The 14,768-nt window shown below is 71.5% G+C and carries 11 protein-coding genes; 1 reads left to right on the top strand and 10 read right to left on the bottom strand.

Features of this window, described 5'->3' with window-relative positions; all coding sequences use genetic code 11:
* Positions 1-35: 35 nt before the first annotated feature.
* The 10 genes from ACFTZL_RS01220 to rsmI form a co-directional block, all read right to left on the bottom strand.
* Complete coding sequence (locus ACFTZL_RS01220) at positions 36-1,844, bottom strand: PQQ-binding-like beta-propeller repeat protein (RefSeq protein ID WP_382576713.1); 1,809 nt, start codon at positions 1,842-1,844, stop codon at positions 36-38.
* 52 nt (positions 1,845-1,896) lie between these two features.
* Positions 1,897-3,666: a PQQ-binding-like beta-propeller repeat protein gene (locus tag ACFTZL_RS01215; protein ID WP_382576711.1), complete on the bottom strand. Its 1,770-nt coding sequence runs from the start codon at positions 3,664-3,666 to the stop codon at positions 1,897-1,899.
* 192 nt (positions 3,667-3,858) lie between these two features.
* Positions 3,859-5,670: an ABC-F family ATP-binding cassette domain-containing protein gene (locus ACFTZL_RS01210; RefSeq protein ID WP_382576708.1), complete on the bottom strand. Its 1,812-nt coding sequence runs from the start codon at positions 5,668-5,670 to the stop codon at positions 3,859-3,861.
* A 71-nt stretch (positions 5,671-5,741) separates the two neighbouring features.
* The gene (locus ACFTZL_RS01205; protein ID WP_382576705.1) at positions 5,742-6,956 is read right to left on the bottom strand and encodes a HEAT repeat domain-containing protein; all 1,215 of its coding nucleotides are present in this window, start codon (positions 6,954-6,956) and stop codon (positions 5,742-5,744) included.
* Positions 6,957-7,031: 75 nt separating this feature from the next.
* A complete protein-coding gene (locus tag ACFTZL_RS01200; protein ID WP_382576702.1) occupies positions 7,032-7,931 on the bottom strand; it encodes a 4-(cytidine 5'-diphospho)-2-C-methyl-D-erythritol kinase in 900 nt (299 codons plus the stop codon).
* Positions 7,928-8,815, bottom strand: coding sequence for a 16S rRNA (adenine(1518)-N(6)/adenine(1519)-N(6))-dimethyltransferase RsmA (rsmA, locus tag ACFTZL_RS01195; RefSeq protein WP_382576699.1), 888 nt, complete (start codon positions 8,813-8,815; stop codon positions 7,928-7,930). Before rsmA ends, ACFTZL_RS01200 begins: the two co-directional genes overlap by 4 nt.
* A 50-nt stretch (positions 8,816-8,865) precedes the next feature.
* Positions 8,866-10,281: a ubiquitin-like domain-containing protein gene (locus ACFTZL_RS01190; protein WP_382576696.1), complete on the bottom strand. Its 1,416-nt coding sequence runs from the start codon at positions 10,279-10,281 to the stop codon at positions 8,866-8,868.
* A 130-nt stretch (positions 10,282-10,411) separates the two neighbouring features.
* A complete protein-coding gene (locus ACFTZL_RS01185; protein ID WP_382576693.1) occupies positions 10,412-11,293 on the bottom strand; it encodes a TatD family hydrolase in 882 nt (293 codons plus the stop codon).
* A 79-nt stretch (positions 11,294-11,372) separates the two neighbouring features.
* Positions 11,373-11,801 carry a hypothetical protein gene (locus tag ACFTZL_RS01180; protein ID WP_382576691.1) on the bottom strand — a complete coding sequence of 143 codons (429 nt, stop codon included), beginning with the start codon at positions 11,799-11,801 and terminating at the stop codon, positions 11,373-11,375.
* A 203-nt stretch (positions 11,802-12,004) separates the two neighbouring features.
* Positions 12,005-12,850, bottom strand: a complete 846-nt coding sequence (rsmI, locus tag ACFTZL_RS01175; protein ID WP_382576689.1) for a 16S rRNA (cytidine(1402)-2'-O)-methyltransferase — start codon at positions 12,848-12,850, stop codon at positions 12,005-12,007.
* A gap of 85 nt (positions 12,851-12,935) precedes the next feature.
* Here rsmI and ACFTZL_RS01170 point away from each other — a divergent pair, with 85 nt between their 5' ends.
* A complete protein-coding gene (locus ACFTZL_RS01170) occupies positions 12,936-14,681 on the top strand; it encodes a dolichyl-phosphate-mannose--protein mannosyltransferase (RefSeq protein ID WP_382576686.1) in 1,746 nt (581 codons plus the stop codon).
* Positions 14,682-14,768 lie beyond the last annotated feature (87 nt).

The raw sequence follows: 14,768 nt of genomic DNA, 5'->3' as shown, positions 1-14,768 counted from the left end.
CAACCTCAGTCGATCACCAGATGATCATCGGACGATCAGCCCGTACCGAACCCGACCGCCAGGTACTCCTTGTCACCCGTCGAGGACCGCTTGCTCGCGTACACCTTGGACATGTACAGATGCCCCTCGGAGTACAGGAACTCCGAGTAGTCCGGCGACATGCTGGTCTCCACATCGCGCACCTGCTCCGTCGCGGGGTTCTCCAGCAGCTTCGTCTGCTTGAAGCTGCCCCCGTCGATGCTCACGATCTGCCCGCCCTTGTCGTACGGCGGCCGCTTGTACGCGATCAGGTTGCCGCCGTCCATGCGCAGCGGCGAGATCGTGTAGCCGTCGCCCGCGTCGGCCCGCTGCCCGGTCTGCTTGCCGGTGGCGAGGTCGAAGGCGACGATCTCGTTGGTCTGGCTGTACTCACCCTTGCCGTCGTGCTCCTCGGTCGGGATGTACAGCCGGTCGTTGCCGACGGCGAGCTGATTGCAGTACTCGATGCGCGTGATGCCCTCGCAGCGCGCCGCGAACTGCTCGCCCGGTGCCGAGATACGCGTCCGCAGCTTGCCGGTCTTGCTGTCGATGGAGAAGAAGTCCGAGATCCCGCTGCCGTCGCCCGCGGAGTCGCCGACGTCGGCGGCCACCACGAGCGGGTTGGTCGACACGATGCTGGCGTACTCGATGCCCTCGGCCATCTTGTACTCCGAGATCACCTTCCCGGACTTCGGGTCGATGGTCTGGATGTGGAGCTGCCGCTGCTCGTACGAGCCGCACTTGCGCACCGCGACCAGCTTCTCGCCGCCGCCGTACCCGGCGTCGTAGCAGGAGTCGCTCGGCTTCGGGCTCCACAGCGGCTTGCCGGAGACGTCGAAGGCGGCGCCGCCGCTGCTGCTGCCGACGGCGACGGTCTTGCCGCTGACCGTGACGTTGTCGAAACTGATCAGCTGGTCACCGGTCTTGACGGTCTTGGTCCACAGCTCCTTGCCCGCGTCGAGATCGATCAAGGCGACCTGGCTGCACCCGTGCGAGGGGTCGGCCTTGGTCGGCATCGCGGGCTGGTAGAGGATCGCCGTCTTGTTGTCCTCGGTGACGTAACGGCTGGCCTGGCAGACGGGGCCGTCCAGCGGGATCGTCCACTGCTTGCCGCCCTTGTCGCGGTCGTAGCCGACGATCTGGGCGATGCCGCTCTTGGCGTACGTCTTGTCGGTGAGCCACGAGCCGGAGACGACGACCGTGCTGTCGTTCTTCACCTCGGGCGCCGGGACCTGGAAGAGGACCTTGGCGCTGGGGTCGGACGGTGCCTTCTCCTTGCCGCCGGAGGTGGTGCCGCCGTTGTTGTCGTCCTTGCCGCCGGTGCTGCCGCCGGAGCTCGCGGTGTCGTCCTTCTTGCCGTCGTCCTTGGACGAGGAGTACCAGACGCCGCCGCCGATGATCAGGGCGATCGCCACGACCGCGGCGACGATGATCGCCAACTGCGCGTTGAACTTCTTGCCGCCGCCGGGCTGTCCCGGGTGTCCCGGCTGCCCCGGGTGTCCGGGCTGCGCCTGGAGCGGCATGGTCCCCTGCGGATAGCCGTAACCGGGCTGACCGTAGCCCGGCTGCCCCGGCTGTCCGGGCTGCCCGTAAGGCGCCTGCGGCGGCTGCCCGTACGCCCCGGGCTGCTGCCCGGGGTAGCCGTAGCCGGGCGGCGGACCCTGCGGAGCCTGCGGCGGCTGGGGCGGCGTCTGCGGAGCCGCCGGCGGGGGCGTCTGGGGAGCCTGCGGATAGCCGTACCCCGGCTGCGGGGGCTGGTCCTGGGGCGGCCCGAAGCCTCCACCGGACGGTGGCTGTTGGGGCGGCGGGGGCGGCGGCTGGGTCATGACGTGAGCACCTCGGGGATGGGGAGGGAAGACGACGAAGAGGGGAGAAGAGTCACTTGCCGTAGGCGAGCATCAACTTCTCCTTCGTGTCGTCGTTTCCGCTCAGCCGGGTGGTCGAGATGTAGAAGCGACCGCCGGCCCAGTCGATGTCCTTGGAGAAGAAACCGTCCTCGATCTCCGCCGCGCCCTGCGGGTTCTGCAGCAGCTTGGCCGGCTTGTGGCCGCTGCCGCCGGTCGGGATGGACACGACCTGGCCGCCCGAGTCGTACGACGGCTGCACATAGGCGATGAGTTTGCCGCCCTCGACCTTCATCGGCAGCATCGATTCGTCGACCGGGGACTTGACGCGCCACTTCTCCTTGCCGTCGGCGAGGTTGACCGCGACGATCTCGTTGGCGCCGGTGGTCGCCTCGGTCGGCAGATAGAGCGTGGTGTCGTCGACGGCGACGCCCTCGCAGCCCTGGAGGTCACGCTCGAGGATGGCCCAGCCGCACTCGGGGGCGAAGTCCTCGTCGAAGCCGACCTGCGAACGGAACTTGCCGCCGGAGGTGAACGTCGAGATGTTCCAGGACTTCTTTTCCTCGTTGGTGCTGTAGATGACCAGCGGGCTCACGGAGTAGGCGCGCGCGACCCGCCAGCCCTTGTCGAACTTCTGGGTCCACTCGACCTTGCCGGTGCGCGGGTCGAGCTGCTGCACCTCGTCGTGCTCGTTGTTGCCACCGGCGCCGCAGGAGGAGACGGCGATCAGCTTCTCGCCGCCCGCGAACGCGGCGGGGAAGCAGGACGCGCCGTAGCGCTTCTTGTCGAAGAGCTTGTCACCGCTGGTGACGTCGTACGCGGTGCCCGACTGGGAGCGGCCCACCATCAGCGTGTTGCCGGTGACGGAGAGTTCGACGGACAGGGTCGAGTCGAAGAGGGCGCCCTCGGCGACCTCCTCCTTCCAGCCCTTCTCGCCGGTGTTGAGGTCGATCTCCTGGAGCTGGTTGCACTTGGCGCGGTCGCTGCTGCCGCTCATGTAGGCGACGACGATCTTGTCTTCGGCCGTCTTCTCCGGAGTGGTCGCGCAGATCTTCTGGGGGAAGGTGATCGTGTCCCAGGCCGGCTTGCCGTCGCCGACGTTGTAGGCGAAGAGCTGCTTGTACGCCGCCTTCACCGCGGACTTGTCGGTGATCCACATGCCGGGGGCGTCGGCGCCGGAGCCGGGCGCGTCGGGCGCCTCCTTGTACCAGAGGACCTTGGCCTCGCCGGCCTGGCGGCCCTCGTTGAGGTTCTCCGGGTCCTCGCCGCCGTCGCCGCGGCCGTCACCGGGGTTGACCGGGTCGGAGCCGCCGCCCTTGGAGTCGTCGCTCTGCTGGGCGACCGGCTTCTTCTTGCCCTTGCCGTCGTCACCGCCGGTGACCGCCCACACCGTGCCGCCGACCACGAGCAGCGCGGCGACCGCGGCGCCGATGATCAGGGCGGGCTTGCCCTTGAAGGGGTTGCTCGAACCGCCCCCGGGCGGGGTGCCGGGCGCGCCGGGGTACTGCGGCTGGGGCGGGTAGCCGTAGCCGGGCTGGCCGTACGGACCCGGCTGCTGCGGCTGGCCGTAGGGGCCGGAGTTGTACGGGCCCGGCTGGCCGTAGGGCCCGGGCTGCTGCGGATAGCCGTACCCCGGCTGCGGGGGCGGCGGTGTCTGCGGCGGGCCCTGCGGGGGCGGCGGCGTCTGGGGCGGGCCCTGCGGGGGCGGCGGGGTCTGCGGTGCCCCGTAGCCACCGCCCTGCGGCGGTTGGTTCTGCGGTGCTCCGAAGCCACCGTGCGGTGGCTGATTGGGCGGCTGAGTCATCAGCGGCTCCCCCGTTCGATCACTGATTTTTAGCCACGCCCTGAGGTACGCGATGGGCTCAGAGTCGTTTCATAAAGTTCTAAGACGGCTCTTTCTATCACCCCGTTCCCACAACGGACCGGGCCGTATCGCCCCCTGTTCCCAAGGGAGGACCGGCCCGTGATGCCGTCGTTATGCGCCTTCACGCACCCTTCACGCGTCCTCGGCGAGTTCCAGCCAGCGCAGCTCCAGTTCCTCTCGCTGACCGGCCAACTCGCGCAATTCGGTGTCCAGTTCGGCAACCTTCGCGAAGTCCGTGGCGTTTTCGGCGATTTGGGCGTGAAGCTTGGTCTCCTTCTCGGAAACCTTGTCGAGCTGCCGCTCGATCTTCTGGAGTTCCTTCTTGGCGGCGCGCTGGTCGGCGGCGCTCTTCTCCGGGGCGGCGCTCTGCTGCGCGGCGGCGGCGGGTGCCGAGGCGGCCGCGGCCTCCTCCATGCGCCGGCGTCGCTCCAGGTACTCGTCGATGCCGCGCGGCAGCATCCGCAGGGCGCCGTCGCCGAGCAGGGCGAACACCCGGTCGGTGGTGCGCTCGACGAAGAACCGGTCGTGGGAGATGACGATCATCGAGCCGGGCCAGCCGTCGAGCACGTCCTCGAGCTGCGTCAGCGTCTCGATGTCGAGGTCGTTGGTGGGCTCGTCGAGGAAGAGGACGTTGGGCTCGTCCATGAGCAGACGCAGGAGCTGGAGCCTGCGGCGCTCACCGCCGGACAGGTCGCCGACCGGCGTCCACTGCTTCTCCTTGGTGAAGCCGAACGTCTCGCAGAGCTGCCCGGCGGTCATCTCGCGCCCCTTGCCGAGGTCGACGCGCTCGCGCACCTGCTGCACGGCCTCCAGCACCCGTGTGCTCGGCTCGAGTTCGACGACCTCCTGGGACAGGTAGGCGAGCTTGACCGTCTTGCCGACCTTGACCTGCCCGCCCACGGGCTGCGTCTCCCCGTCGGTCCGGGACGCCTCGGCCATGGCCCGCAGCAGGGAGGTCTTCCCGGCCCCGTTGACACCGACGAGACCGATCCGGTCGCCGGGCCCGAGCTGCCAGGTGACGTGCTTGAGGAGGACCTTGGGGCCGGCCTGGACGGTGATGTCCTCCAGGTCGAACACGGTCTTGCCCAGCCGGGTGGACGCGAACTTCATCAGCTCGCTGCTGTCCCGGGGCGGCGGTACGTCCTTGATGAGCTCGTTGGCGGCCTCGACCCGGAAGCGCGGCTTGGACGTACGCGCGGGCGCCCCGCGCCGCAGCCAGGCCAGCTCCTTGCGGACGAGGTTCTGCCGCTTGACCTCCTCGGTGGCGGCGATGCGCTCGCGCTCGGCCCGGGCGAAGACGTAGTCGGAGTAGCCGCCCTCGTACTCGTAGACCGATCCGCGCTGGACGTCCCACATGCGGGTGCACACCTGGTCGAGGAACCAGCGGTCGTGGGTGACGCACACGAGGGCGGACCGGCGGACCTGGAGGTGCCGGGCCAGCCAGGAGATGCCCTCCACGTCGAGGTGGTTGGTGGGCTCGTCGAGGACGAGCAGGTCCTGCTCCTCGATGAGCAGCTTGGCGAGGGCGATACGGCGCCGCTCACCGCCGGACAGCGGCCCGATGACGGTGTCCAGGCCCGCCGGGAACCCCGGCAGGTCGAGCCCGCCGAACAGGCCGGTCAGCACGTCCCTGACCTTGGCGTCGCCCGCCCACTCGTGGTCGGCCATGTCGCCGATGACCTCGTGGCGGACGGTCGCCTCGGGGTCGAGGGAGTCGTGCTGCGTGAGCACGCCGCTGCGCAGTCCGCCGGAGTGCGTGACGCGCCCGGTGTCGGCCTCCTCCTGCTTGGCGAGCATCCGGATCAGGGTCGTCTTGCCGTCGCCGTTGCGGCCGACGACGCCGATGCGGTCCCCTTCGGAGACGCCGAGGGAAACGCCGTCGAGCAGGGCGCGGGTGCCGTACACCTTGCTGACGTTCTCGACATTGACCAGATTGACGGCCATTACTCTCCTGACAAGGGGGATGGAACGACTTTCCAGGGTAGTCGCGCGCAGGGGTGCTCCGGCCGGGGCGGTCAGCCGCCGTCCGCGGCTTCCCGGCGGCGCTGGTAGCGCCACACGTCCATCAGCCTCTCGTCGAACGGCAGCTCCGGATCGAGGGGGCCGATCCGGTGCTCGGCCTCCACGCAGCGCGGATCGTCGCGGTACGCCAGCCCGGACACGGCGCAGATGCGGATCGGCTGCCGCTCGTCATGGGTGAGGGCGACCAGCGCGTCCCCCGCCTCGGGCTCGCTCCCCCGGTGGTGGGCGAGCCAGTGGCACACCGCCTCGCGTACGCCGGGGTCCTCGTCACGGGCCAGGGTGAGCACGGTGGTGAGGCTCTCGGGGTGGTGCACGGTCTGCGGTACCAGTGCGCGCACCCTCGGGTCCGGGTGGGTGAGGTGCGACAGCCCTACGGCCTCGATCTCGGGGGCGCTGTCATGGGTCATCGCGTGCAGCAGCACCGCCAGCACCTCCGGGTCCTCCTCCTGCTCCGCCCAGGGCACGAGCTCCCGCCCCCGTTCCCAGAACGGCTGGCTTCCCTTGACGACGTCTCCGAAAATCAGGGACAGCAGGAGGTCGGCGGCGAGCAGGCGGTGCGTCCGGTCGGGGTGGTTGAGCAGGTCCCGGCTCCATCGCCAGGTCTCCTCGTCGGTCCGCCGGCCGAGCGTGAACACGACGTCGCACCACACCACGTGGTCCCGGTCGGGGTGGGCGATGGCCCGATCCACCAGTTCGTCGAAGGGGGTGCGGATGCCGTAGCGCGTCTCCAGGACGGTGAGGATCGCCAGGTGCTCGTCGCGCACGGTCACCCCGCCGAGCGTGAGCTGCTCGCACCACCAGCCGATCTCGTCGTCCACGACCCTGATCCGCTCGATGGGCCCGGTGAGGCCGGTGATGCGGCGCAGTTCGGCCTCAGCGCCCGCCTCGGCCCGGCTCCGGGCGCGGGCCAGCAGTTCCTCGCGGTCCGGGAGCGGCAGCGGTACGCGGTGCCGTACGAACGCGTCGGTCAGTACGTACGAGCCGCCGTCCACCGCCCGCAGCAGCGGGGTGGTCCCGTCGGGCAGCCGGCGCAGGGGGTCGGCGCCGCCCTGGAGCAGCGCCTCCGCGACGGGTTCGTCGTAGGCCGCCACGGCGAGGCAGAGGACCGGCAGGCCGTCGGCGAGGGTCTCGGGGCAGGCCCCGGACTCCAGCAGAGTCCGGACCTCGTCCGCGTCTCCGCGCCGTACGGCCGCGACGAGTTTCTCCACGCGTGTCCCCCCTTGTCAGACAACCGGGGGAGCCTAAGCGGCCCCCGGCGACCGGGGCACGCGATTAAAGCCCGGCTAGAGCCCGGCGACCGTCGCCCCGGGCGTCGGCCCCGAGGCCGTCCGCACGGTCCGGCAGGTGCCGGAGGACACCAGCGCCTGCGCCACCGCGGCCGCCGACTCCGGGTCGCGGACGAGGAACGCCGTGGTCGGGCCGGAGCCGGAGACCAGGGCGGCGAGGGCGCCCGCGGCGCGGCCGGTGGCCAGGGTGCCGGCGAGTTCCGGGTAGAGGGACAGGGCGGCGGGCTGGAGGTCGTTGGAGACGGCGGCGGCGAGCGCGTCCGGGTCGCCCTTGGCGAGGGCGGCGAGGAGTTCCTGGGAGGCGACGGGCCCGGGGATGTCCGTGCCCTCGCCGAGCCGGTCGAACTCGCGGAACACGGCCGGGGTGGACAGGCCCCGCTCGGCCATGGCGAACACCCAGTGGAAGGCGCCGCCGACCTCCAGGGGCGTGAGCTGCTCGCCCCGCCCGATGCCGAGGGCCGCCCCGCCGACCAGGCTGAACGGCACGTCGCTGCCCAGCTCGGCGCAGATGGCGAGCAGTTCGTCCCGGGAGGCGCCGGTCTCCCACAGCGCGTCGCAGGCCACCAGGGCGGCGGCGCCGTCCGCGCTGCCGCCCGCCATGCCGCCGGCGACGGGGATGTCCTTGGCGATGTGGAGGTGGACGTCGGGGCTGCGGCCGTACCGCCCGGCGAGCGCCTCGGCCGCCCGCGCGGCCAGGTTCGTACGGTCCAGGGGGACCAGGTCGGCGTCCGGGCCCTCGCAGGTGACGCGGAGCTCGTCGGCCGGGGTCACGGTGACCTCGTCGTAGAGGCTGACGGCGAGGAACACGTTGGCCAGGTCGTGGAAGCCGTCGGGGCGGGCGGGGCCCACCGCGAGCTGGACGTTGACCTTGGCGGGGACGCGGACCGTGACGCTCACACGGGCTCCTTCTCCTGGTGCTGGTTCACCTTGTGCTCGGCGATACGCGCGAACTCTTCCACGGTCAATGACTCGCCCCGCGCCTGCGGGGAGACCCCGGCGGCGACGAGGGCCGCCTCGGCGGCGGCAGCGGACCCGGCCCAGCCGGCGAGCGCGGCCCGCAGCGTCTTGCGGCGCTGGGCGAACGCCGCGTCGACGACGGCGAACACCTCCGTCTTGGAGGCCGTCGTCCTGATCGGCTCGGTCCGGCGGACGAGGGAGACCAGACCGCTGTCGACGTTGGGCGCGGGCCAGAAGACGTTCCGCCCGATGGCGCCGGCCCGCTTGACCTCGGCGTACCAGTTGGCCTTCACCGAGGGGACGCCGTACACCTTCGAGCCGGGGTCGGCGGCGAGCCGGTCGGCGACCTCCGACTGGACCATGACGAGCGTGCGGTCGATGGTCGGGAAGGTGGCGAGCATGTGCAGCAGCACCGGGACGGCCACGTTGTAGGGGAGGTTGGCGACCAGCGCGGTCGGGGCGGGGCCCGGCAGCTCCGTGACGTGCATCGCGTCGGAGTGGACGAGCGCGAACCGGTCGGCGCGCTCCGGCATGCGGGCCGTGATGGTCGCGGGCAGCGCACCGGCGAGCACGTCGTCGATCTCGACGGCCGTGACGCGGTCGGCGGCCTCCAGCAGCGCGAGGGTGAGGGACCCGAGCCCCGGGCCCACCTCGACGACCACGTCGTCGGGGTGGACCTGTGCGGTGCGGACGATGCGGCGGACGGTGTTCGCGTCGATCACGAAGTTCTGGCCGCGTTGCTTGGTGGGGCGTACGCCGAGGGCGGTCGCGAGTTCGCGGACGTCGGCGGCGCCGAGGAGGGCGTCGGGGGCGGGGCTGGTCACGGGGACAAGGGTACGGGGGCTTCGAACGCGGCCACGCCGGGCGGCCGTCTCTACCCGTGCAGCCGCCCCCCGCAGTGCGGCCAGGGACTCGCGCCCCGTCGGACGTACAGCTTCTTCGCGCGGTACGTCTGTTCCGCCGCCGGGGCGTCCTGGGGGCGGCCGCTGCCGCCGAGGGACTGCCAGGTGTGGGTGTCGAACTGGTAGAGGCCGCCGTAGGTGCCCGAGGAGTCGACCGCGTCGGGGCGGCCGCCGGACTCGCAGGCCGCGAGGCCCTGCCAGTTCAGGTGGTCGGCGCCCTGCACGGACGTCGGCCGGGGTTTGGTGCCGACCTTCACCTCCTGCGGGCGCGGCTCGCGCACCACCTCGGCCCTGATCCGGCGCGGCTTCTGCTTGACGCCGTTGACGGTGCGCAGGGAGTACGTGACCCGGCGCAGGCCCGCCTCGCCCGCGCGCTCCACGACCTCCGTGCCCTGGAACAGGGTCGGATCCTCGCTCCGCCGCACCTGGAAGGGGATCGGCTCCTCGCGGACCTCCTTGCCGCCGGTGATCCGCAGCACCGTGACGGTCTGCCCGTCGCGAGGGAAGCTCCCCTGCGGGACGGACGTGGTGTCCTGGCCGCGTAGGGTGATCCCGGCCTCGTCCACGGCCTCCCGCACGGTCGCCGCGTTGGTGCGGACGGTGCGGGCGCGGCCGTCCGCCATGATCGTGACCGTGCGCTCGGTCCGTACGTCCAGCGCGAGCCCTTCTCGGCCGATCTGCCGGGAGCGCGAGGTCGACAGGTAGGCGCCCTCCTGCCGCACCCCCAGCTCTCTGAGCGCCCCCGCCACCGTGTGTGCCGTCGTCCACACCTCGCGCCGATGCCCGTCGAGGGTCAGCCGCACGGGACGGGCGTAGTGCACGGCGACCTCGTCGCCGCTGGCGATCTCCGTGCCGGGCCCGGGTGCCACCACGTCGTGGGCGCCGACCTCGACACCCTCCTCCGACAGCAGCTCGGTGACGTCGTCGGCGAAGGTGTGCAGCGTGCGTGCCTTGCCGTCGACGTTGAGCTCGATCGCCTTGTCCTTGGCGACGAACGCCGTGGTGCCGCCCGCCAGGAAGGCGACGACCAGGGCCTGCGGGAGCAGCCGCCGCATGGAGCTGTCCGGGCGCTCGGCGTACCGCGCCTTGCGTCGGCGCGCGGATCTGCGATGCGAGCCGGTGCGCGCCGCGGCGCGCGAACCGGCGCGGGCTTCGGCACGTGATTCGGCCCGCGACTCCGCGCGCGTGGGGCGCGCGACGGACGCCGCTGCCGGTTCATCCTCCGGGGCGCCCTGCCGGGGCAGCCCGGGCAGGGGCGGCGGCACCTCGTAGGCGGGCCGGTAGGTGTCCGCGTAGGCACCGTCGAAAGCGCCGCCGTACACCGGCTCCGCGTCGGCCGGGCCATACGCCTCGTACATCTCGTACGTCTCGTACTGCGAGTTGCTCACGCCGACACGCTCCAGGGGCCGGAGGGGGTCCAGAGGGGTCCGGATCGGGCCCCCAGAACCTAGCGGAGCGGCCGTCACTCTCCAAAGCGACGCGACTACGCACAGTCGTGCGGTGAGGTGGGTGGCGTGCTCAGTAGCTGAAGGCGCGTGCCGTGTTCGCCGCGAGTGCCGTGGCCAGCGTGTCCTCGTCGACGCCGCGCACCTCGGCCATGGCCCGGACCGTGATCGGCACGAGGTACGGGGCGTTGGGCCGCCCGCGGTACGGCGCCGGTGTGAGGAAGGGCGCGTCCGTCTCCACCAGCAGCAGCTCCGGCGGGGCCACCGCCACCGCGTCCCTCAGGTTCTGGGCGTTCTTGAAGGTGACGTTGCCGGCGAAGGACATGAAGTAGCCGGCGCTCGCGCAGATCTCCGCCATCTCGGCGTCGCCGGAGTAGCAGTGGAAGACGGTCCGCTCGGGTGCGCCCTCCTCCTTCAGGACGCGCAGGACGTCGGCGTGGGCCTCGCGGTCGTGGATGACCAGGGCCTTGCCGTGCCGCTTGGCGATCTCGATGTGGGCGCGGAAGGACCTCTCCTGCGCTTCCTTGCCCTCGGGCCCGGTGCGGAAGTAGTCGAGGCCCGTCTCACCGACGCCCTTGACCTGCTCCAGCGCGGCCAGCCGGTCGATCTCGGCGAGGGCCTCGTCCAGTGCGGCCTGCCCGCCCGGCTCGCGCGCGCCCTGCCTGGACCATCCGTCGGGGTCGCCGTGCACGATGCGCGGGGCCTCGTTCGGATGCAGGGCGACCGTCGCGTGGACGGCGTCGTACGCGGCTGCCGCCTCGGCGGCCCACCGCGACCCCTTGAGGTCGCAGCCGACCTGTACGACCGTCGTCACTCCGACCGAGGCCGCCTTCTCCAGCGCCTCCTCGACCGTGCCGGACTGCATGTCCAGGTGGGTGTGGGAGTCGGCGACCGGCACCCGGAGGGGGTCCGGGAGCGGGGGCGCGGCGTGCTTGCCGGAGTCGTTCGAAGGCATGCCCCGATCCTACGAAAGGGGTACGCCCTCCCCGATGGGGGAGGACCGGGGAGGGCGTCGGCAAGGGAAGCCGGACGGGTCAGCTCGCCTTGCGCTGGAAGGGGTGGAGCAGGTCGGACAGATGCCAGTGGTGGTGCTCGGGCTCCACGCGCCCGTCCGCTCCGGTGTCCTCGGCAGCCGCCTCCGGCGCGTCCGCCGGACCTCCGGGCGGCGGCACGCGGTGGGGCCTGCGCGCGGCGTTGCGCGCCGACTCGACCCGCCCGGGCCGCATGATCCGTACGACGTGGCCGTCGCAGTTCTGGCACGTGGGCTTGGACAGGGGGGAGGGCACGACCTTGCCGTCCGCCACGTAGAGGACGAACTCGTGCCCGGCGGCGTCCGTGTGGTGCTCTATCTCGTACGACTGCTCCCAGCCGTGCCCGCAGCGCATGCACGCGAAGGAGTACGACTCGTTGACGACGGCGGTCGCACCGGCGCGGAGCCCGGTCTGCCCTGCGATCTCACTCATGCCAGCTCCTGTTGTCCGCTGTGGCGAGGACGATTCCGTCCCCGCAACCCAGTGGACTCCTCAGCCGGACCGAAGGCAGCAGACCTGTCGACTATTGGCGCCGATTTGGGCGTTCCTTGCCCCAGCGCCCTTCCTGCTTTGCCCACCCATGGGGCGCACGCTCATTCGACATGCGCCCTGCTCAGAGGGTGTTCACACCACCGTCACCCGGAGTGCTTCGCAGCAACCACCGCATCAAAGACAACCCTCTTCGGCACCCCGGCCTCCACCGCAACCGCGGCGATCGCCTCCTTGCGCCGCTCCCCCGCTTCCTCCCGCACCCGGACCCGCCGCACCAGCTCCTCGGGCCCGATCTCCTCAGGTCCCTTCTCGGGCGCGCCCTCCACCACCACGGTGATCTCCCCGCGCACCCCTTCCGCGGCCCAGGCGGCCAGCTCCCCCAGCCCCCCGCGCCGCACTTCCTCGTACGTCTTGGTCAGCTCCCGGCACACCGCGGCCCGCCGCTCCGCGCCGAACACCTCGGCCATCGCCGCCAGCGTGTCGTCGAGCCGGTGCGGAGCCTCGAAGTAGACGAGGGTGCGCCGCTCCCCGGCCACCTCCCGCAGCCGCCCCAGCCGCTCCCCCGCCTTGCGCGGCAGGAACCCCTCGAAGCAGAACCGGTCGACGGGCAGCCCCGACAGCGCGAGCGCGGTGAGCACGGCGGACGGCCCGGGCACGGCCGTGACCCGTATGTCCTGCTCGACGGCGGCCGCGACCAGCCGGTAGCCGGGGTCCGACACCGACGGCATGCCCGCGTCCGTGACCAACAGCACCCGCGCCCCGCCCGCCAGCTCCTCCACCAGCTCGGGCGTCCGCGCGGCCTCGTTGCCCTCGAAGTACGACACCACCCGCCCCTTGGGCGTGACACCCAGCGCCTGAGTCAGCCGCCGCAGCCGCCGCGTGTCCTCGGCGGCGACGACATCGGCTCCGGCCAGTTCGTCGGCGAGCCGGGGCGGGGCGTCCGCGATGTCGCCGATGGGGGTACCTGCGAGTACGAGGATTCCAGTCACCTCACCATCCTCCCAGGGGCGGAGGATGCGAACGCATACCGGCCATGCACGGGACTCACACAGAACGGTTCCCTACGATGGCGCGGTGACCAGTACCGCGTCCTCCACGGACACCCGGCAGGGCCAGGCGCCGCACGAGCAGCGGCCGTCCTGGCAGCAGCGGCTGCGCCGCTTCGGCTACCAGGGGCAGCCCAGAAGCGACGCCCGCGACGTCCGTGACCGCCTGGTGCCGCCGTACACCGAGCCCAGCCCGCGCCTGTGGGCGGCGCTCGGCATCCCGCACACCCTGGCGGGACGGCTGGTGCGCTGGTCGGCCTGGATCGGCCCGCTGCTCGTCACGCTGCTGGCGGGCGTGCTGCGGTTCTGGAACCTGGGCAACCCCAAGGCGGTGATATTCGACGAGACGTACTACGCCAAGGACGCGTGGGGTCTCGTCCACCGCGGGTTTGAGGTCAACTGGGACAAGAACGCCAACGACCTGATCCTGTCGGGCGGGCACGTCAGCATCCCGACGGACGCGGCGTATGTCGTGCACCCGCCGGTCGGCAAGTACGTCATCGGGATCGGCGAGCTGCTGTTCGGCTTCGACCCCTTCGGCTGGCGCTTCATGACGGCGCTGCTCGGCACGCTCTCCGTGCTGATGCTGTGCCGGATCGGCCGCCGGCTGTTCCGCTCCACCTTCCTGGGCTGTCTGGCGGGCGCGCTGATGGCGGTGGACGGCCTGCACTTCGTGATGAGCCGCACGGCGCTGCTCGACGGCGTGCTGATGTTCTTCGTGCTGGCCGCGTTCGGCTGTCTGCTCGTCGACCGCGACAAGGCCCGCGAGAGACTCGCCGCCGCGCTCCCGGTGGACGCCGACGGCCGGGTCAGGCCCGACCGGCACACGGCCGAGACGGCCCGGCTGGGATGGCGCCCCTGGCGCTTGGCGGCGGGTCTGATGCTGGGTCTGGCCATCGGCACGAAGTGGAACGGCCTCTACGTCCTGGCCGCGTTCTGCCTGATGGCGGTCCTGTGGGACGTCGCCTCGCGCCGGGTGGCCGGCGCCCGGCACCCGTACTCGGCGGTCCTCAAGCGCGACACGGGCCTCGCGTTCCTCGCCACGGTCCCCGTCGCCGTCGTCACCTATGTCCTGGCCTGGACCGGCTGGATCTTCTCCGCCACCGACGGCTCCGGCGGCTACTTCCGCAACTGGGCCGCGACGAGCGGCAAGGGCGGCAGCTGGACCTTCCTGCCCGACTGGCTGCGCAGCCTGTGGCACTACGAGCACCAGGTGTACGAGTTCCACGTCGGCCTGTCCTCGCCGCACACGTACCAGTCCAACCCGTGGAGCTGGCTCGTCCTCGGCCGCCCGGTGTCGTACTTCTACGAGTCCCCGGCGCCCGGCAAGGGCGGCTGTCCGTCCGACGCGGGCGGGAAGTGCGCCAGCGAGGTGCTCGCCCTCGGCACGCCGCTGCTGTGGTGGGTCGCCTGCTTCGCGGTCCTCTACGTCCTGTGGCGCTGGCTGTTCCGCCGCGACTGGCGCGCGGGCGCCATCGCCTGCGGCATCGCGGCCGGCTACCTGCCCTGGTTCATGTACCAGGAGCGCACGATCTTCTTCTTCTACGCCGTCGTCTTCCTGCCCTTCCTGTGCCTGGCGGTGGCGATGCTCCTCGGCGCGATCATCGGCCCGCCCCGCTCCTCCGACACCCGCCGCGTCGCGGGCGCCACGGGCGCGGGCGTCCTGGTCCTGCTGATCGCCTGGAACTTCATCTATTTCTGGCCGCTGTACACGGGCACGCCCATCCCCATAGACGACTGGCGAGCCAGGATGTGGCTGGATACCTGGGTCTGACCTACTTTTCGGTCAAGAATCGAAAACGCCTGTCACTGTGGTAACCGCTTCCCCATAGAGTGCTCCCGGGATCGGGCTTTCTGAACA

It is taken from the genome of Streptomyces sp. NPDC056948, from assembly GCF_042674225.1.
Lineage (GTDB): Bacteria > Actinomycetota > Actinomycetes > Streptomycetales > Streptomycetaceae > Streptomyces > Streptomyces purpurascens.
This window is presented reverse-complemented; position numbering and strand designations above follow the sequence as displayed.

Bases quoted from the DNA above. Each gene is read 5' to 3' on its own strand.
- ACFTZL_RS01220 (WP_382576713.1), bottom strand. From the start codon at position 1,844: ATGACCCAGCCGCCGCCCCCGCCGCCCCAACAGCCACCGTCCGGTGGA.
- ACFTZL_RS01185 (WP_382576693.1), bottom strand. From the start codon at position 11,293: ATGCCTTCGAACGACTCCGGCAAGCACGCCGCGCCCCCGCTCCCGGAC.
- ACFTZL_RS01180 (WP_382576691.1), bottom strand. From the start codon at position 11,801: ATGAGTGAGATCGCAGGGCAGACCGGGCTCCGCGCCGGTGCGACCGCC.
- ACFTZL_RS01210 (WP_382576708.1), bottom strand. From the start codon at position 5,670: ATGGCCGTCAATCTGGTCAATGTCGAGAACGTCAGCAAGGTGTACGGC.
- ACFTZL_RS01215 (WP_382576711.1), bottom strand. From the start codon at position 3,666: ATGACTCAGCCGCCCAATCAGCCACCGCACGGTGGCTTCGGAGCACCG.